Genomic DNA, 18,372 nt, shown 5'->3' on the forward strand with positions numbered 1-18,372 from the left:
AGAGAAGCTGCGAAGCAGCATCCGCGAGAAAGCTAACCATGGTTGAAAATAGCGAACTACGCAAAGCCGGTCTCAAAGTGACTCTGCCGCGAGTCAAGATTCTACAAATGCTCGATTCTGCTGAGCAGCGTCATATGAGTGCCGAGGATGTTTACAAGGCGCTGATGGAGTCTAACGAGGACGTTGGCCTGGCCACGGTCTACCGTGTGCTGACCCAGTTTGAAGCCGCAGGACTGGTGGTTCGTCATAATTTCGACGGCGGTCATGCAGTGTTCGAACTGGCTGACGGTGGTCATCACGACCACATGGTTGACCTGGATACCAATGAGGTTATCGAGTTCACCAGCCCGGAAATCGAGAAGCTCCAGCACCAAATTGCTGAGGAGCATGGATTCGATTTGGTGGACCACAACCTAGTGCTGTACATCCGTAAGAAAAAGTAAAAAAGCTGCAGATTTGCTCTGCGCAATGATCGAAGGCGACCCAGAGGTCGCCTTCGTGCTTTCTATAGAGAGGAAAATGCCAGTTTAAGCCTTGGCGGCCACGACCATTTTCTTCGCGTGGGCCAGGGACTCCTTGGTCAGGTCGATACCCCCAAGCATTCGTGCCACTTCTTCCACGCGTTCCGACTTGTTCAGCTTCGACACGGCGGTGTGCGTCGCGTCGCTTCCCCGCACTTTATGCACAAACAAATGTTGATGCCCTTGGGCGGCCACTTGCGGCAAGTGCGTTACCGTGAGCACCTGCCCGCGATCGCCCAGGCGACGTAACAACTGGCCAACAATCTCCGCCGTCGGGCCGCCAATACCCACGTCCACTTCGTCGAACACAAGGGTGGGTACGCGTGAGGTCTGGGCGGTGATCACCTGAATCGCCAAGCTGATTCGCGACAGCTCGCCACCAGAGGCGACTTTTGCCAATGCCTTGAGCGGTTGCCCGGGGTTGGCGCTGACCAGTAGCTCGACTTGCTCCAGGCCATGAGGTTGCAATTCGTTGCTGGCGTTGGCGCGCAGTTCAATGGTGAATCGACCGCCAGGCATGCCCAGTCGCTGAATTTCCTGCTCCACCGCGCTGGCCAGGCTGGTGGCTGCCTGCTGGCGCAGGTCGCTCAGTTCACGCGCTTTCTCCTGATAGTGACGTGCAAATGAGGCGAGTTCCTCGCCCAATCGCTCGATGGATTCGTCGTTGGCATTCAGGGTTTCGATCTCATCCAGCAGTTTCTGCTGCAGGGTTGCAACTTCAGTAGGCTGGATTCGGTGTTTGCGCGCCAGTGTGTAGATGGTATCCAGGCGCTCTTCTATTTCTTGCAGGCGTGCCGGGTCGGCATCGAAGTGATCCAGGAAACGGTTGAGTTCACCCACCGCTTCTTCGACCTGAATCTGCGCGCTGGTCAGTAAGGTGGTGGCTTCGCCCAAGGCGCCAGACCCGCTGTTCACGCTGGACAGGCGATTGAGGCTCGCGGTCAGCGCATTGAGCACGTTGCCGGAATCACTCTCGCTGCATTGCTCCACGACCTGGCGGCAAATACCCAGCAGGGTTTCTGCATTGGTCAGGTTTTTGTGTTCCTGCTCCAACTGCTCCAGTTCGGTCTCGCCAAGCCCCAGGCTTTCGAGCTCTTCAAGCTGATAGCTCAGTAGTTGGTGGCGGGCGCGTTGTTCGTCGCCGGAATTGGAGAGGCGCTCCAGTTCCTGGCGAGTCTGGCGCCAGCGTTGGGCAGCAAGTTGTACTTGTCGGGCAAGGTCCGTTGCGCCTGCGTATTCGTCGAGCAGGCGGCGGTGGGTGTCGGTTTTCAGCAGGGACTGGTGTTCATGCTGGCTGTGGATATCAATCAGCAGTTCGCCCAGTGCTTTCAAGTCTCCCAGGGGGCAGGGCGTGCCATTGATGTAGCCGCGGGAGCGCCCTTCGGCGGTGATGACCCGGCGCAGGATGCAGGGGCCTTCAATATTCAGGTCGCGTTCTGCCAGCCAGGCTTCTGCCTCGGGAATGTCCGCCAGGTCAAACGTGGCCAGGATATCGGCTTTGTCGGCGCCAGGGCGCACAACGCCGCTGTCGGCGCGGTCGCCAAGGGTAAGGCCCAGGGCGTCGAGCATGATCGACTTGCCGGCGCCGGTCTCGCCTGTGATTACGCTCATCCCGCGATCCAGTTCGAGATCCAGATGTTCAACGATGGCGTAGTTATGTACGGACAGGTGCACGAGCATGAAGACCGCTCCCAGGTGTTAGGTCTGGTTATTTATACAGTGTTTTGTTCAGGGCTGACAATCCTGATGCTTAGCTCGATTTGCTTGAATGGCCTGCTTTTTAAGTGCGACGAGGAATGACAGTGCGGGAATTGATCCTGAGCACCTGAAAGACTTTTGGTAACGCCTGCACCCTTGAACCTGGAAATTGTGGCCCCATATACCGGAACAGAAGCGCGAGTCGAGTTCGCGCATGATTTTGAAAGGAGAAAACTATGGCTGACGAACAGACGCAGGATACGCAAACTCCAGACGCCAATTCGGCTGTCGGCGATGAGCTGGCAACCCGCGTGCAAGTGCTTGAAGAGCAATTGGCCGCTGCGCAGGATCAGTCTTTGCGTGTTGCCGCTGATCTGCAGAACGTCCGCCGCCGTGCCGAGCAGGATGTAGAAAAGGCTCACAAGTTCGCGCTGGAAAAATTCGCCAATGACTTGCTGCCGATCATCGACAGCCTGGAGCGTGGCCTTGAATTGTCCAACCCGGACGACGAAAACATCCGCCCGATGCGCGAAGGGATCGAACTGACCCTGAAAATGTTCCAGGACACCCTGAAGCGTTATCAGCTGGAAGCGATCGATCCACAAGGCGGCGAGCCGTTCAACGCTGAGCATCACCAGGCCATGGCCATGCAGGAAAGCCATGACCTGGAGCCGAACAGCGTGCTCAAAACATTCCAGAAGGGTTACCTGCTCAATGGTCGCTTGCTGCGCCCGGCGATGGTTGTGGTGAGCAAGGCGCCTGCACCGGTTTCGCCTTCTATTGATGAGCAGGCTTGAAATACGCCGCAAGGCCCCCATCTATAAGTCAAGCGTTTAAGTGCTACCGCAGTTAGCCACCACTGCTGCGGCAACCAAATTCAAGTTTCGGGAGAGTAAATCATGGGCAAAATTATCGGTATCGACCTGGGGACCACCAACTCCTGCGTCTCCGTCATGGAAAACGGCAAAGCCAAAGTTATCGAAAACGCCGAAGGCGCGCGTACCACGCCGTCGATCATTGCTTACGCAAATGACGGCGAGATCCTGGTTGGTCAGTCGGCCAAACGCCAGGCTGTGACCAACCCGCACAACACCCTGTACGCGGTAAAACGTCTGATCGGCCGTAAGTTCGACGAAGAAGTCGTACAGAAAGACATCAAGATGGTGCCTTACAAAATCGCCAAGGCTGACAACGGTGACGCCTGGGTTGAAGTCAATGGCAACAAGATGTCTGCTCCGCAGATCTCGGCTGAAGTCTTGAAAAAGATGAAGAAGACGGCTGAAGACTACCTCGGTGAAACAGTGACCGAAGCGGTGATCACCGTTCCGGCCTACTTCAACGACAGCCAGCGTCAGGCGACCAAAGACGCCGGCCGCATCGCGGGCCTGGACGTAAAACGTATCATCAACGAACCCACCGCAGCTGCTCTGGCTTACGGTATGGACAAGGCCAAGGGCGACCACACTGTGATCGTTTATGACCTGGGTGGCGGTACGTTCGACGTGTCGGTCATCGAGATCGCTGAAGTTGACGGCGAGCACCAGTTCGAAGTGTTGGCCACCAACGGCGACACCTTCCTGGGTGGTGAAGACTTTGACATCCGTCTGATCGACTACCTCGTTGACGAGTTCAAGAAGGAAAGCGGCATCAACCTCAAAGGTGATCCGCTGGCGATGCAGCGTCTGAAAGAAGCTGCTGAAAAAGCCAAGATCGAATTGTCTTCGAGCAATTCGACCGACGTGAACCTGCCGTACATCACTGCAGACGCCACCGGTCCTAAGCACTTGAACGTGAAGATCTCTCGCGCCAAGTTGGAAGCACTTGTCGAAGACCTGGTTCAACGCACCATCGAGCCTTGCCGCATCGCTCTGAAAGACGCCGGTATCGACGTTGGTTCCATCAACGACGTGATCCTGGTGGGCGGTCAGACCCGTATGCCACTGGTACAGCAGAAAGTGACTGAGTTCTTCGGCAAGGAAGCACGTAAAGACGTGAACCCGGACGAAGCGGTTGCCATGGGTGCTGCTATCCAGGGCGCGGTATTGGCCGGTGACGTGAAAGACGTACTGCTGCTGGACGTGAGCCCACTGACCCTGGGTATCGAAACCATGGGTGGCGTGATGACTGCGCTGATCGAGAAAAACACCACGATTCCTACCAAGAAATCGCAAGTGTTCTCGACTGCCGACGACAACCAGGGCGCTGTGACCATTCACGTGCTGCAAGGTGAGCGTAAGCAGGCTGCTCAGAACAAGTCCCTGGGCAAGTTCGACCTGGCCGAGATTCCACCTGCTCCACGTGGCGTGCCACAAATCGAAGTAACCTTCGACATCGACGCCAACGGCATCCTGCACGTAGGTGCCAAGGACAAGGCCACTGGCAAAGAGCAGAAGATCACCATCAAGGCCAACTCCGGCCTGTCTGATGAAGAAATTCAACAGATGATCCGTGATGCTGAAGCCAACGCCGATGCAGACGCCAAGTTTGCTGAATTGGCCGGTGCACGTAACCAAGGTGATGCCCTGGTTCACTCGACGCGCAAAATGGTTGCTGATGCTGGCGACAAAGTGACTGCCGAAGAGAAGACCGCGATCGAAGCTGCCGTGGTTGCCCTGGAAGCCGCTATCAAAGGCGACGACAAGGCTGCCATCGAAGCCAAGGTTGAGGAACTGTCGAAAGTCTCCGCGCCAGTCGCCCAGAAAATGTACGCCGAGCAAGGCCAGCCGGCAGAAGGCGCTGCACAGCACGCAGAGCCTGAAGCCAAGCACGACGACGTTGTCGATGCCGAGTTCGAAGAAGTCAAAGACCAGAAGTAAGTTGGTCGCCCGGTTAACCGCTATCAAGCGGTGACTGGTAGGATGTCGCCGCGCGGGAGCTTGCTCCCGCGTTGGCGTGTCTGGGGTATGCGAATTTTTACAGCATGCGACAACGTGCGGATGCTGGCGGTGTGATCGGGAATGCTCCTGCTTTCCGAGCAGTAAATACCGCACTTTTGGCCGGGTACCTGGCTAAAAAGTAGTAATGACCAGGATCGTTGAATTGACGTGAGTTGGGTCCGGGCCTGTATTGGGGCTCAACGAGTTTGGCAAGGCTCAGGAGGGTCTGGCTGAACGTCCTTAAGAGTGCAAAGACTTATGGCAAAGCGTGACTATTACGAAGTGTTGGGTGTGGAGCGCGGCTCCAGCGAGGCGGACCTGAAGAAGGCTTACCGTCGCCTGGCGATGAAGCACCACCCGGACCGTAATCCGGATAGCAAAGAATCCGAAGAAATGTTCAAAGAGGCCAATGAGGCCTACGAATGCCTGTCTGATCCCAATAAGCGTGCGGCCTACGACCAGTATGGCCACGCCGGCGTCGACCCGAGCATGGGTGGCGGCGGTGCCGGTTTTGGTGGTCAGAACTTCTCCGATATTTTCGGCGACGTATTCAGCGACTTTTTCGGTGGTGGCCGGGGTGGTCAGCGTGGCGGTGCCCAGCGTGGCAGCGACTTGCGCTACACCTTGGAACTCAATCTTGAAGAAGCCGTGCGCGGCACCAGCGTCAATATCCGTGTGCCGACGCTGGTCAACTGCAAACCGTGTGACGGTTCGGGTGCCAAGAAGGGCTCCTCGCCGATCACCTGCCCTACGTGTGGCGGTATCGGCCAGGTGCGCATGCAGCAGGGCTTCTTCTCGGTGCAGCAGACCTGCCCGCGCTGCCATGGCCAGGGCAAGATCATTTCCGACCCGTGCGATTCCTGCCACGGCGAAGGCCGCGTAGAAGAGTACAAGACGCTGTCGGTGAAAGTGCCTGCGGGCGTGGACACCGGTGACCGCATTCGCCTGTCGGGTGAAGGCGAGGCGGGGACTCAGGGTGGCCCGACGGGCGACCTGTATGTGGTGATCAATGTGCGCGAGCACTCGATCTTCCAGCGTGACGGCAAGCACCTGTTCTGCGAAGTGCCGATCAGCTTTGTCGATGCGGCCCTGGGTGGCGAGCTGGAGATTCCGACCCTGGATGGTCGGGTCAAGCTCAAGATCCCGGAAGGCACCCAGACCGGCAAGCAGTTCCGCATTCGTGGTAAAGGCGTTGCGCCAGTGCGTGGCGGCGGTGCTGGCGACCTGATGTGTCGCGTGGCGGTAGAAACGCCGGTCAACCTGAACCGTCGTCAGCGCGAACTGCTTGAAGAGTTCCGTGGTTCGATGGAGGGGGATGACTCCCACTCGCCGAAAACCGCGGGCTTTTTCGATGGTGTGAAGCGCTTCTTCGGCGACCTGTAAGGAATTGAGTATGCGACGTATAGCCGTGATGGGCGCTGCAGGGCGCATGGGCAAGACGCTGGTCGAAGCGGTGCAGCAGCGCTCGCCGGCCTCCGGGCTGACAGCGGCGATCGTTCGCCCTGGCAGTACGTTGATCGGCGCGGACGCGGGTGAATTGGCCTCGCTGGGTCGCATCGGTGTTTCGCTGTCGGGCAACCTGGAGCAGGTGGCCGATGAGTTTGACGTGCTGATCGACTTTACTCTGCCGGAGGTGATGCTGAAAAACCTGGCGTTTTGCCGCAAGGCGGGCAAGGCCATGGTGATCGGCACAACCGGTTTGACGGCTGAGCAGAAGCAATTGCTGGTGGAGGCGGGCAAGGATATTCCTGTCGTCTTCGCGGCCAACTTCAGTGTGGGTGTGAACCTGTCGCTCAAGTTGCTGGATCTGGCAGCTCGCGTGCTGGGTGATGAGGCGGATATCGAAATCATCGAGACCCATCACCGTCACAAGATCGATGCGCCGTCGGGCACTGCGCTGCGCATGGGTGAGGCGATTGCCGATGCGTTGGGGCGTGATCTGTCTAAAGTGGCTGTGTATGGCCGTGAAGGTCATACCGGCGCGCGTGCGCGTGACACCATTGGTTTTGCAACCGTGCGCGGTGGCGATGTGGTGGGTGATCACACTGTGTTGTTCGCCACCGAAGGCGAGCGCCTGGAGATCACGCACAAGGCTTCCAGTCGCATGACCTTTGCCAAGGGGGCGGTCCGCGCTGCGCTTTGGCTGGAGGGTCGCGAGCCTGGCCTGTACGACATGCGCGACGTGCTGGATCTGCACTAATCAGTAGCTAAAACGGGGCCTCAAGCTTATGCTTAGGCCCCGTTTTTACCCGCTAAGCGACGTCCTGTCGCATTCCCCTGCCTTTAAGGCTCATTAGCGGTGGACCAAAAAAGCCTTTTTCTGTAAGCTACAGCTTTAGTGTGTCCACTAAAAGCGCGCAGAATAATTCAGTGAACAAGCGGGGTGACGTGTCCATACGTCACTCCGCTTTTTTACAACCTGCGATCGCCCTTTCAGGCTTTATTTACGGGAGGTCTTCTTGACTAAGCCAGCCATACTCGCCCTTGCTGATGGCAGCATTTTTCGCGGCGAAGCCATTGGAGCCGACGGTCAAACCGTTGGAGAGGTAGTGTTTAACACTGCCATGACCGGCTATCAGGAAATCCTTACCGATCCTTCCTACGCCCAACAGATCGTTACCCTGACCTATCCGCACATCGGCAACACCGGTACTACACCGGAAGACGTCGAGTCTGATCGTGTCTGGTCGGCCGGTCTGGTGATTCGTGACCTGCCACTGGTCGCGAGCAACTGGCGTAACACGATGTCGCTGTCCGATTACCTGAAAGCCAACAATGTTGTGGCGATCGCCGGTATCGATACGCGCCGCCTCACGCGTATCCTGCGTGAAAAAGGTTCGCAGAACGGCTGCATCATGGTCGGTGACAATATCTCCGAAGAGGCGGCGATCGCCGCAGCGCAAGGTTTCCCTGGCCTGAAAGGCATGGACCTGGCGAAAGTTGTCAGCGTTAAAGAGAAGTACGAGTGGCGCTCCACTGTCTGGGACTTGAAAACCGACAGTCACGCGACCATCGAAGCCGCTGACCTGCCTTACCACGTGGTGGCCTACGACTACGGCGTCAAATACAACATCCTGCGCATGCTGGTCGAGCGCGGTTGCCGCGTGACCGTAGTGCCGGCGCAGACCCCGGCCAGCGACGTGCTCGCCCTGCAGCCAGACGGTGTGTTCCTGTCCAACGGCCCGGGCGATCCTGAGCCATGCGACTACGCCATCCAGGCTATCAAGGACGTACTGGAAACCGAGATTCCGGTATTCGGCATCTGTCTCGGTCACCAACTGCTGGCCCTGGCTTCCGGCGCCAAGACCCTGAAAATGGGCCACGGCCACCACGGTGCCAACCACCCTGTGCAGGACCTGGATACCGGCGTTGTGATGATCACCAGCCAGAACCACGGTTTTGCGGTAGATGAAGCCACCTTGCCGAGCAACGTCCGTGCGATTCACAAGTCGCTGTTCGACGGCTCCCTGCAAGGTATCGAGCGCACCGACAAGAGCGCGTTCAGCTTCCAGGGCCACCCTGAAGCGAGCCCGGGCCCGAATGACGTAGCGCCGCTGTTCGACCGTTTCATCAATGAGATGGCCAAGCGACGCTGAGTGAGTGGTCTGCGGGTGGCCCCGAGCACCGGTGGCCCCCGCAGGCTCTTCAAAGATTGTTCAAGACGGCTTGCCGACTGACCTGCGGATTTGAGTGACAAACCCATGCCAAAACGTACAGACATAAAAAGCATCCTGATTCTCGGCGCTGGCCCGATCGTGATCGGCCAGGCCTGCGAATTCGACTACTCCGGCGCCCAGGCCTGTAAAGCCCTGCGCGAAGAGGGCTATCGCGTCATCCTGGTGAACTCCAACCCGGCCACCATCATGACCGACCCGGCCATGGCCGACGCCACCTACATCGAGCCGATCAAGTGGCAGACCGTTGCCAAGATCATCGAAAAAGAGCGTCCGGACGCACTGCTGCCAACCATGGGTGGCCAGACTGCACTGAACTGCGCCCTGGACCTGGAGCGCGAAGGCGTCCTGGAAAAATTCGGCGTAGAGATGATCGGTGCCAACGCCGACACCATCGACAAGGCTGAAGACCGTTCGCGTTTCGACAAGGCCATGAAATCCATCGGCCTGGCGTGCCCGCGTTCCGGTATCGCCCACAGCATGGAAGAAGCCAATGCGGTCCTCGAGACCCTGGGCTTCCCGTGCATTATCCGTCCGTCCTTCACCATGGGCGGCACCGGTGGCGGTATCGCTTACAACCGTGAAGAGTTCGAAGAAATCTGCGCCCGTGGCCTGGACCTGTCGCCGACCAAAGAGCTGCTGATCGACGAATCCCTGATCGGCTGGAAAGAATATGAGATGGAGGTTGTCCGCGATAAGAAGGACAACTGCATCATCGTCTGCTCCATCGAAAACTTTGACCCGATGGGCGTGCACACCGGTGACTCCATCACCGTGGCTCCAGCGCAGACCCTGACTGACAAGGAATACCAGATCCTGCGTAACGCCTCCCTGGCGGTACTGCGCGAGATCGGCGTGGAAACCGGCGGTTCCAACGTTCAGTTCGGCATCTGCCCGAACACCGGCCGCATGGTCGTGATCGAGATGAACCCACGGGTTTCCCGTTCGTCGGCCCTGGCTTCGAAAGCCACCGGCTTCCCGATCGCCAAGGTCGCGGCCAAGCTGGCGGTGGGTTACACCCTGGATGAGCTGTCGAACGACATCACCGGTGGCAAGACCCCGGCGTCCTTCGAACCGTCCATCGACTACGTCGTCACCAAGCTGCCACGTTTTGCCTTCGAGAAATTCGCCAAGGCCGACGCCCGCCTGACCACCCAAATGAAGTCGGTGGGTGAAGTCATGGCCATCGGCCGTACCTTCCAGGAATCCCTGCAGAAAGCCCTGCGTGGCCTGGAAGTGGGCGTTTGCGGCCTGGACGAGAAGCTCGACCTGGCCAACCCGGAAAGCATGAGTGTGCTCAAGCGTGAGCTGACCGTGCCGGGCGCCGAGCGTATCTGGTACGTCGCAGATGCCTTCCGTGCGGGCATGACCGTCGAAGATATCTTTGGCATGAACATGATTGACCCGTGGTTCCTGGTGCAGATCGAAGATCTGATCAAGGAAGAAGAGAAGGTCAAGACCCTGGGGCTGGCCAGCATCGACCGCGACATGATGTTCCGTCTCAAGCGCAAGGGCTTCTCCGACCAGCGTCTGGCCAAGCTGCTGGGTGTGACCGAGAAGAACCTGCGTACCCATCGCCACAAGCTGGAGATCTTCCCGGTCTACAAGCGCGTTGACACCTGCGCCGCCGAGTTCTCCACCGACACCGCCTACCTGTACTCCACCTACGAGGAAGAGTGCGAAGCAGCGCCGTCGGGTCGCGACAAGATCATGATCCTGGGCGGCGGTCCTAACCGTATCGGCCAGGGTATCGAGTTTGACTACTGCTGCGTACACGCCGCCCTCGCCCTGCGCGAAGACGGGTACGAGACCATCATGGTCAACTGCAACCCGGAAACCGTTTCCACCGACTACGACACTTCCGATCGCCTTTACTTCGAGCCAGTGACCCTGGAAGACGTACTGGAAATCGTGCGCGTCGAGAAGCCAAAGGGTGTGATCGTCCAGTACGGCGGCCAAACCCCGCTGAAATTGGCTCGCGCCCTGGAAGCGGCCGGCGTGCCGATCATCGGCACCAGCCCTGACGCCATCGACCGTGCCGAAGACCGTGAGCGCTTCCAGCAGATGGTTGAGCGCCTGAACCTGCGTCAGCCGCCAAACGCCACCGTGCGCAGCGAAGACGAAGCCATCCGTGCAGCCAGCAAGATCGGCTATCCGCTGGTGGTGCGTCCGTCCTACGTACTGGGCGGCCGTGCGATGGAAATCGTCTACGAAGAAGAAGAGCTCAAGCGCTACCTGCGTGACGCGGTGAAAGTCTCCAACGACAGCCCAGTGCTGCTGGACCACTTCCTCAACTGCGCCATCGAGATGGACGTGGACGCTGTTTGCGACGGCACCGACGTGGTGATCGGCGCGATCATGCAGCACATCGAACAGGCGGGCGTTCACTCCGGTGACTCGGCTTGCTCGCTGCCACCGTACTCGCTGCCGGCGCACATCCAGGACGTGATGCGCGACCAGGTCAAGAAAATGGCCTTGGAATTGGGCGTGGTCGGCCTGATGAACGTACAGTTGGCGCTGCAAGGCGAAGACATCTACGTCATCGAAGTCAACCCGCGTGCTTCCCGTACCGTGCCGTTTGTTTCCAAGTGCATCGGTGTGTCCCTGGCCATGATCGCTGCGCGCGTGATGGCTGGTAAGACCCTGAAGGAAATCGGCTTCACCAAGGAAATCATTCCTAACTTCTACAGCGTGAAAGAGGCGGTGTTCCCATTCGCCAAATTCCCGGGTGTGGACCCGATCCTGGGCCCAGAGATGAAGTCCACCGGTGAAGTGATGGGTGTGGGTGACACCTTCGGTGAAGCGTTCGCCAAGGCCCAGATGGGCGCCAGCGAAGTGCTGCCGACCGGCGGTACAGCCTTCATCAGCGTGCGTGACGACGACAAGCCTCTGGTTGCGGGTGTGGCCCGTGATCTGATCAACTTGGGCTTCGAAGTCGTGGCCACCGCCGGGACCGCCAAGCTGATCGAAGCGGCCGGCCTGAAAGTGCGTCGCGTGAACAAGGTGACGGAAGGCCGTCCGCACGTGGTCGACATGATCAAGAATGACGAAGTCACCTTGATCATCAACACCACTGAAGGTCGCCAGTCGATCGCGGACTCTTACTCCATCCGTCGTAACGCCTTGCAGCACAAGATCTACTGCACCACTACCATTGCTGCTGGCGAAGCCATCTGCGAAGCGCTCAAGTTCGGTCCGGAAAAAACCGTGCGTCGCTTGCAGGATCTACACGCAGGATTGAAGGCATGACCAAATACCCAATGACCGTCCAGGGCTTCAAGGCCCTGGAAGAGGAGCACGCCCATCTGACCAAGGTCGTACGTCCAAAACTGAGCCAGGACATCGGTACGGCCCGCGAGCTGGGTGACCTCAAGGAAAACGCCGAATACCACGCTGCTCGCGAGCAGCAGGGTATGGTCGAGGCGCGTATCCGTGACATCGAAGGCCGCCTGCAGAACTCGGTGGTCATCGATGTGACGACTATTCCGAAGACCGGCAAGGTGATTTTCGGTACGACCGTGGAAATCGCCAACGTTGAAACTGACGAAAGCGTGGTTTACCACATCGTGGGCGAAGACGAGGCTGACTTTAAACTCGGCAAAATCTCCGTTGGCTCGCCACTGGCCCGCGCCTTGATTGCCAAGGAAGAGGGTGATGTGGTGACCGTCAAGACGCCTGGCGGCGTGACCGAGTACGAGATTGTTGAAGTTCGTCACGTCTGAAAGACGGCGCCCGCTTCGTGCGGGCGCTATGCTGTGGCAGCTCGCCCAGATGCTTTGGGTGGGCGGCCTATGGCTGTTGCATATTGGTGTTTTGCCGGCGTTGGGCCTGATTGGCCTGGCGCCGTTGCTGATCGATGAGATCGACGGATTACTGAGTGCGCTGCTGGTGGGTTTTGCGGCGGCGTGCGTAATTCTCCAGGCGCTGGTGCTGATCAAGGCTGAAGGTCTGGGGAGTTTGTGGCGGGATATTCGCGGCCAACTGCTGTTGATGGCGCTGTATGCGTGCGCAATGTTTTGCGCGGTGCATGTCTGGCTGCCGGAAGCGTTGCGCTGGCAGCTATTCAGCTATCTTGTGCTAGGGTTTTCCGGCCTGGTGCTGGTTATACAGCCGGCGCCCGGGTGGAGTGGCGGGGCGCGCGAAGCACGCCCGTGACCCTTTGAATCATTTGAAGCGATGAACGTTCGACAGTTGCTTGTTGACGCTGAAGTTCTTGCGATGCAGCAGCGCCATCTTGCCGATGACCTGGACCAGGTCCGCTTTGCCAACCTTGCACAGTTCTGCAATGGCAGCCAGGCGCGCCTCGCGGTCGAGGATGTTGACCTTGATCTTGATCAATTCGTGATCGTTCAGCGCGCGCTCGAATTCGGCTAACACACCTTCAGTCAAACCGTTGTCTGCCACAATCAGAACTGGTTTCAGATGGTGGCCAATGGATTTGTACTGTTTCTTCTGCTCTTGAGTGAGCGGCATAATCTGACCCCTGCGTCTGATCTTGTAAAAAGCGGCGGCCAGTTTACCCGAGGGAGTCCGGGACCGCCCAGTTAATCACGACCCGTTTTATTTTCGAGGTGGCCCGTGGCCCGTTCCAAAACTAGCCTTAAGTGGCTGCAAGAGCATTTCAACGATCCTTACGTCAAAAAGGCGCAGAAGGACGGTTACCGTTCCCGGGCCAGCTACAAGCTGCTGGAGCTCCAGGACAAGGACAAATTGTTTCGCCCCGGCATGAGCGTCATCGACCTGGGTGCCGCCCCGGGTGGCTGGTCCCAGGTGGCCAGTCGTCTGATTGGTGGGCAAGGCCGGTTGATCGCATCCGACATCCTTGAGATGGACAGCATCCCGGACGTGACCTTCGTTCATGGCGACTTCACCCAGGACGCCGTACTCGCCGAGATTCTGGAGGCCGTGGGAAATTCGCAGGTAGACCTTGTGATTTCCGACATGGCCCCCAATATGAGTGGATTACCGGCTGTTGATATGCCGCGAGCCATGTTCCTGTGCGAGTTGGCGCTGGATCTGGCGGGGCGGGTATTGCGTCCGGGTGGTGATTTTCTGGTCAAGGTCTTCCAGGGTGAAGGCTTCGACGAGTACCACAAGAACATCCGCAAGCTGTTCGACAAGGTGCAAATGCGCAAACCGGACTCTTCCCGGGACCGGTCTCGCGAGCAATACCTGTTGGCGCGGGGGTTCCGTGGCATCGAAGGCGCCGCCAGCGATGAGCGTCTTTAAAGGTTTGAAGGGAGTCGATAGGTTTTTTTATATCGCTTTCGTCACGAAGCTTTACGAATATTGTGTAGTCAAAGTTTCACAAAGGGTTACAGACGGCGCCTGCCAGAGTTGTAGGTAATGTAGTAAGTTAGGCCGGTGAATATCATGCGAAGCGCGCGCCAGTAGCGGAGCTTGCTTCAGAGGGTAGTTAATTGAACGATATGGCAAAGAATCTGATCCTGTGGTTGATCATCGCGGCTGTCCTGGTGACGGTGATGAACAACTTCTCCAGCCCTAACGAGCCGCAGACCCTCAACTATTCCGACTTCATCCAGCAAGTTAAGGATGGCAAGGTCGAGCGCGTAGCGGTTGATGGCTACGTGATCACCGGCAAACGCAACGATGGCGATAGCTTCAAGACCATTCGTCCGGCCATTCAGGACAACGGTCTGATCGGTGACTTGGTGGATAATCACGTGGTTGTCGAAGGCAAGCAGCCTGAGCAGCAAAGCATCTGGACCCAATTGCTGGTCGCCAGCTTCCCGATCCTGGTGATCATCGCCGTGTTCATGTTCTTCATGCGCCAGATGCAAGGTGGTGCGGGGGGCAAGGGCGGACCGATGAGTTTCGGTAAGAGCAAGGCGCGCCTGCTGTCCGAAGATCAGGTGAAGACCACCCTGGCTGACGTCGCAGGTTGCGATGAAGCCAAGGAAGAAGTGGGCGAGCTGGTGGAATTCCTCCGGGATCCGGGCAAGTTCCAGCGTCTGGGCGGTCGCATTCCTCGCGGCGTGCTGATGGTGGGGCCTCCGGGTACCGGTAAAACCCTGCTGGCCAAGGCTATTGCGGGCGAAGCCAAGGTGCCTTTCTTCACCATTTCCGGTTCTGACTTCGTCGAGATGTTCGTGGGTGTCGGTGCCAGCCGTGTTCGCGACATGTTCGAGCAGGCGAAGAAGCACGCACCGTGCATCATCTTCATCGATGAAATCGACGCCGTTGGTCGCCATCGTGGCGCCGGCATGGGCGGCGGTCATGACGAGCGTGAGCAGACCCTCAACCAGTTGCTGGTTGAGATGGACGGCTTTGAAATGAATGACGGCATCATCGTCATCGCTGCAACCAACCGTCCGGATGTATTGGACCCTGCGTTGCTGCGTCCAGGCCGCTTCGACCGCCAGGTTGTGGTGGGCTTGCCGGATATCCGTGGCCGCGAACAGATCCTGAAAGTACACATGCGCAAAGTGCCAATGGGCGACGACGTGGCTCCGGCCGTGATCGCTCGGGGTACTCCGGGCTTCTCCGGCGCCGACCTGGCCAACCTGGTCAACGAGGCCTCGCTGTTTGCTGCTCGTACCGGCAAGCGCATCGTTGAAATGAAAGAATTCGAGTTGGCAAAAGACAAGATCATGATGGGCGCCGAGCGCAAGTCCATGGTCATGTCCGAGAAAGAAAAACAGAACACGGCTTATCACGAAGCCGGTCACGCCATTGTCGGTCGCGTCGTGCCTGAGCATGACCCGGTCTACAAAGTGTCGATCATTCCTCGTGGTCGGGCACTGGGTGTCACCATGTTCCTGCCGGAAGAGGATCGCTACAGCCTCTCCAAGCGTGCGCTGATCAGCCAGATATGCTCGCTGTACGGTGGTCGTATTGCCGAAGAGATGACTTTGGGCTTCGACGGTGTCACTACCGGCGCTTCCAACGACATCATGCGTGCGAGCCAGATTGCCAGGAATATGGTCACCAAGTGGGGCTTGTCGGAGAAGCTCGGTCCGTTGATGTACGCCGAAGAAGAGGGCGAAGTGTTCCTGGGTCGTGGTGGTGGCGGTCAAAATGCCAGTTTCTCCGGTGAGACAGCCAAGCTGATCGACTCCGAAGTGCGCAGCATCATTGACCAGTGCTACGGCACGGCCAAGCAGATCCTGACCGACAACCGCGACAAGCTGGATGCCATGGCTGACGCGCTGATGAAGTATGAGACCATTGATGCCGATCAGATCGACGACATCATGGCGGGGCGCGCACCTCGTGAGCCTCGCGATTGGGAGGGCGGTTCGGGCACCTCTGGCACCCCGCCAGTGGTTCAGAATGAACGCCCTGAAGCCCCGATCGGCGGGCCGGCAGCTGACCACTAAGGCTTGAAATGACTTCTGTGTTGTCCTCCACCCGGTTGCCTTGCGGCAATCGGGTTCTTGATTTGGCCCATACGCACGTCATGGGCATTCTCAATGTAACCCCCGATTCCTTTTCCGATGGCGGCCGTTTCAGCCAGCTTGATGCAGCTTTGCGTCATGCCGAGGCGATGGTGACGGCTGGCGCGACCTTGATCGATGTCGGTGGTGAGTCGACTCGTCCCGGCGCCCGCGTGGTCTCTCCTTTGGAGGAGTTGGAGCGGGTGGCGCCTATCGTCGAGCGGATTGCTCGAGAGTTGGACGTGATCATTTCAGTTGATACCTCAACGCCAGCTGTAATGCGTGAAACTGCGCGCCTGGGTGCTGGGTTGATCAACGATGTGCGCTCCCTCCAGCGCGAGGGTGCCTTGGATGCTGCTGCAGCGACCGGGTTGCCGGTATGCCTGATGCACATGCTGGGCGAGCCCGGAAATATGCAAGACAGCCCGCACTATGACGATCTTGTGGGTGAGGTCAGTGGCTTCCTGGCTGAGCGGGTCGTGCAGTGCGCTGCGGTCGGGATTCCTGCGGAAAAGATCATCCTTGATCCGGGATTTGGTTTCGCCAAGACCCTGCAACACAATTTAAGCCTGTTCAAGCACATGGAGTCCTTGCATGCCCTTGGTCGGCCCTTGTTGGTCGGCGTTTCGCGCAAGAGCATGATAGGGCTGGCTTTGAACCGTCCGGTGGGTGAGCGACTGTATGGCGGCCTTGCGCTGGCGGCGCTGGCGGTAACCAAGGGCGCGCGTATCTTGCGTGTGCATGATGTCGCCGAGACTGTGGACGTGGTGCGTATGATTGCCGCTGTAGAATCAGCCGAATAAGAATGATGGAGCACTTATGACTAAAAAATACTTTGGCACCGACGGTATCCGTGGTCGGGTCGGCGAGTTTCCTATTACTCCTGATTTCATGCTCAAGCTCGGTTGGGCGGCAGGTATGGCGTTCCGCAGCATGGGCGCATGCCGCATCCTGGTGGGCAAGGACACCCGTATTTCGGGTTACATGTTTGAATCTGCACTGGAGGCCGGTTTGTCCGCTGCCGGTGCTGACGTAATGCTGCTGGGCCCTATGCCGACGCCGGCGATCGCTTACCTGACGCGTACCTTTCACGCTGAAGCCGGTATCGTGATCAGTGCCTCGCACAACCCTCATGATGACAATGGCATCAAGTTCTTCTCGGGCCAAGGCACCAAGCTGCCAGACGAGATCGAGTTGATGATTGAAGAGCTGCTGGATGCGCCGATGACGGTGGTGGATTCCAGCAAGCTGGGCAAGGTGTCGCGCATCAATGACGCTTCCGGCCGCTATATCGAGTTCTGCAAGAGCAGCGTGCCGACCAGCACCAATTTTGCCGGTCTGAAAATTGTTGTCGACTGTGCTCACGGCGCTACCTACAAGGTCGCGCCGAGTGTGTTCAAGGAGCTGGGCGCCGATGTGACGGTGCTGTCGGCTCAGCCAAATGGTTTGAACATCAACGAAAACTGTGGCTCCACCCATACAGAGCAACTGCAGGCGGCCGTACTGGCTGAGCATGCGGATCTCGGTATCGCCTTCGATGGTGATGGCGATCGCGTGCTGATGGTTGATCACACCGGCGCTGTGGTGGACGGTGATGAGTTATTGTTCATCATTGCTCGCGACCTGCATGAGCGGGGCAAGCTGCAAGGCGGCGTCGTGGGTACGCTGATGAGCAACCTTGGGCTGGAACTGGCCCTGGCAGATTTAGGTATTCCTTTCGTTCGTGCGAATGTGGGCGACCGTTATGTGATCGCAGAACTGTTGGAGCGCAACTGGCAGGTGGGGGGTGAAAACTCCGGGCACGTTGTGTGCTTCCATCACACCACGACGGGCGATGCCATTATTGCCGCGCTGCAGGTTTTGCTGTCCTTGCGTCGTCGTGAAGAAAGCCTTGCCCAGGCCCGCCAGGCGCTGCGCAAGTGCCCTCAAGTGTTGCTCAATGTGCGCTTCTCGGGCGGTGAAAACCCGATCGAGCATCCGGCTGTCAAAGAGGCCTGCGAGCGTGTGACCCTGGCAATGGCGGGGCGTGGGCGGGTGCTGCTGCGCAAGTCCGGCACAGAGCCTTTGGTGCGTGTCATGGTCGAAGGCGACGACGAAACACAGGTTCGCGGCCATGCCGAAGACCTGGCAAAACTGGTAACTGAAGTTTGCGCCTGAATTCGGCTTGCCAGTGGTGATGTGGTTGGGTAACATCTGCGCCCACTTT

General features: G+C 58.3%; 15 protein-coding genes. 13 read left to right on the forward strand and 2 right to left on the reverse strand.

Annotated features, from left to right (window positions below):
• Positions 1-38: 38 nt before the first annotated feature.
• Complete coding sequence (fur, locus tag HX803_RS05625) at positions 39-443, forward strand: ferric iron uptake transcriptional regulator (protein WP_083360362.1); 405 nt, start codon at positions 39-41, stop codon at positions 441-443.
• Between the two features lie 84 nt (positions 444-527).
• On the opposite strand, the gene recN is transcribed toward fur, so the two are convergent.
• Positions 528-2,201, reverse strand: coding sequence for a DNA repair protein RecN (gene recN, locus HX803_RS05630; protein ID WP_178919540.1), 1,674 nt, complete (start codon positions 2,199-2,201; stop codon positions 528-530).
• Between the two features lie 254 nt (positions 2,202-2,455).
• Between recN and grpE the strand changes: the two genes are divergently transcribed.
• The 8 genes from grpE to HX803_RS05670 all read left to right on the forward strand — a co-directional run bounded on the left by grpE (position 2,456) and on the right by HX803_RS05670 (position 12,924).
• Positions 2,456-3,016, forward strand: coding sequence for a nucleotide exchange factor GrpE (gene grpE / locus HX803_RS05635; protein ID WP_016976812.1), 561 nt, complete (start codon positions 2,456-2,458; stop codon positions 3,014-3,016).
• A gap of 102 nt (positions 3,017-3,118) precedes the next feature.
• A complete protein-coding gene (gene dnaK / locus HX803_RS05640; protein ID WP_178919541.1) occupies positions 3,119-5,035 on the forward strand; it encodes a molecular chaperone DnaK in 1,917 nt (638 codons plus the stop codon).
• A gap of 318 nt (positions 5,036-5,353) precedes the next feature.
• Positions 5,354-6,478: a molecular chaperone DnaJ gene (gene dnaJ, locus HX803_RS05645; protein WP_178919542.1), complete on the forward strand. Its 1,125-nt coding sequence runs from the start codon at positions 5,354-5,356 to the stop codon at positions 6,476-6,478.
• Positions 6,479-6,488: 10 nt separating this feature from the next.
• Complete coding sequence (gene dapB, locus HX803_RS05650; RefSeq protein ID WP_122486192.1) at positions 6,489-7,295, forward strand: 4-hydroxy-tetrahydrodipicolinate reductase; 807 nt, start codon at positions 6,489-6,491, stop codon at positions 7,293-7,295.
• A 259-nt stretch (positions 7,296-7,554) separates the two neighbouring features.
• Positions 7,555-8,691: a glutamine-hydrolyzing carbamoyl-phosphate synthase small subunit gene (carA, locus tag HX803_RS05655; protein WP_038843802.1), complete on the forward strand. Its 1,137-nt coding sequence runs from the start codon at positions 7,555-7,557 to the stop codon at positions 8,689-8,691.
• 105 nt (positions 8,692-8,796) lie between these two features.
• Positions 8,797-12,018 carry a carbamoyl-phosphate synthase large subunit gene (gene carB / locus HX803_RS05660; RefSeq protein ID WP_176998429.1) on the forward strand — a complete coding sequence of 1,074 codons (3,222 nt, stop codon included), beginning with the start codon at positions 8,797-8,799 and terminating at the stop codon, positions 12,016-12,018.
• The gene (gene greA, locus HX803_RS05665) at positions 12,015-12,491 is read left to right on the forward strand and encodes a transcription elongation factor GreA (RefSeq protein WP_017139258.1); all 477 of its coding nucleotides are present in this window, start codon (positions 12,015-12,017) and stop codon (positions 12,489-12,491) included. The genes carB and greA overlap by 4 nt, the downstream gene beginning before the upstream one ends.
• A 28-nt stretch (positions 12,492-12,519) precedes the next feature.
• A complete protein-coding gene (locus tag HX803_RS05670) occupies positions 12,520-12,924 on the forward strand; it encodes an MFS transporter (protein WP_178919543.1) in 405 nt (134 codons plus the stop codon).
• A 9-nt stretch (positions 12,925-12,933) separates the two neighbouring features.
• Here HX803_RS05670 and HX803_RS05675 read toward each other — a convergent pair whose 3' ends face one another.
• Positions 12,934-13,242, reverse strand: coding sequence for a YhbY family RNA-binding protein (locus HX803_RS05675; protein WP_178919544.1), 309 nt, complete (start codon positions 13,240-13,242; stop codon positions 12,934-12,936).
• A gap of 105 nt (positions 13,243-13,347) precedes the next feature.
• On the opposite strand from HX803_RS05675, the gene rlmE reads away from it, so the two are divergent.
• The 4 genes from rlmE (at position 13,348) to glmM (ending at position 18,323) form a co-directional block, all read left to right on the forward strand.
• Positions 13,348-13,998 (forward strand): 23S rRNA (uridine(2552)-2'-O)-methyltransferase RlmE, encoded by a 651-nt coding sequence (gene rlmE / locus HX803_RS05680; protein WP_010206606.1) that lies wholly within the window; start codon positions 13,348-13,350, stop codon positions 13,996-13,998.
• A gap of 200 nt (positions 13,999-14,198) precedes the next feature.
• Positions 14,199-16,109, forward strand: coding sequence for an ATP-dependent zinc metalloprotease FtsH (gene ftsH, locus HX803_RS05685; protein WP_178919545.1), 1,911 nt, complete (start codon positions 14,199-14,201; stop codon positions 16,107-16,109).
• A gap of 8 nt (positions 16,110-16,117) precedes the next feature.
• The gene (gene folP / locus HX803_RS05690) at positions 16,118-16,969 is read left to right on the forward strand and encodes a dihydropteroate synthase (protein WP_178919546.1); all 852 of its coding nucleotides are present in this window, start codon (positions 16,118-16,120) and stop codon (positions 16,967-16,969) included.
• Between the two features lie 16 nt (positions 16,970-16,985).
• Positions 16,986-18,323, forward strand: coding sequence for a phosphoglucosamine mutase (gene glmM / locus HX803_RS05695; protein ID WP_178919547.1), 1,338 nt, complete (start codon positions 16,986-16,988; stop codon positions 18,321-18,323).
• Positions 18,324-18,372 lie beyond the last annotated feature (49 nt).

Source organism: Pseudomonas sp. P7548, assembly GCF_013386585.1.
Classification (GTDB): Bacteria; Pseudomonadota; Gammaproteobacteria; order Pseudomonadales; family Pseudomonadaceae; genus Aquipseudomonas.

What these genes read in the sequence shown, in the direction of transcription:
- recN (WP_178919540.1), bottom strand. Translation starts at nt 2,201, where the DNA reads ATGCTCGTGCACCTGTCCGTACATAACTACGCCATCGTTGAACATCTG.
- dapB (WP_122486192.1), top strand. Translation starts at nt 6,489, where the DNA reads ATGCGACGTATAGCCGTGATGGGCGCTGCAGGGCGCATGGGCAAGACG.
- ftsH (WP_178919545.1), top strand. Translation starts at nt 14,199, where the DNA reads ATGGCAAAGAATCTGATCCTGTGGTTGATCATCGCGGCTGTCCTGGTG.
- glmM (WP_178919547.1), top strand. Translation starts at nt 16,986, where the DNA reads ATGACTAAAAAATACTTTGGCACCGACGGTATCCGTGGTCGGGTCGGC.
- greA (WP_017139258.1), top strand. Translation starts at nt 12,015, where the DNA reads ATGACCAAATACCCAATGACCGTCCAGGGCTTCAAGGCCCTGGAAGAG.
- fur (WP_083360362.1), top strand. Translation starts at nt 39, where the DNA reads ATGGTTGAAAATAGCGAACTACGCAAAGCCGGTCTCAAAGTGACTCTG.
- grpE (WP_016976812.1), top strand. Translation starts at nt 2,456, where the DNA reads ATGGCTGACGAACAGACGCAGGATACGCAAACTCCAGACGCCAATTCG.
- carB (WP_176998429.1), top strand. Translation starts at nt 8,797, where the DNA reads ATGCCAAAACGTACAGACATAAAAAGCATCCTGATTCTCGGCGCTGGC.
- HX803_RS05670 (WP_178919543.1), top strand. Translation starts at nt 12,520, where the DNA reads ATGCTGTGGCAGCTCGCCCAGATGCTTTGGGTGGGCGGCCTATGGCTG.
- folP (WP_178919546.1), top strand. Translation starts at nt 16,118, where the DNA reads ATGACTTCTGTGTTGTCCTCCACCCGGTTGCCTTGCGGCAATCGGGTT.
- HX803_RS05675 (WP_178919544.1), bottom strand. Translation starts at nt 13,242, where the DNA reads ATGCCGCTCACTCAAGAGCAGAAGAAACAGTACAAATCCATTGGCCAC.
- dnaJ (WP_178919542.1), top strand. Translation starts at nt 5,354, where the DNA reads ATGGCAAAGCGTGACTATTACGAAGTGTTGGGTGTGGAGCGCGGCTCC.
- dnaK (WP_178919541.1), top strand. Translation starts at nt 3,119, where the DNA reads ATGGGCAAAATTATCGGTATCGACCTGGGGACCACCAACTCCTGCGTC.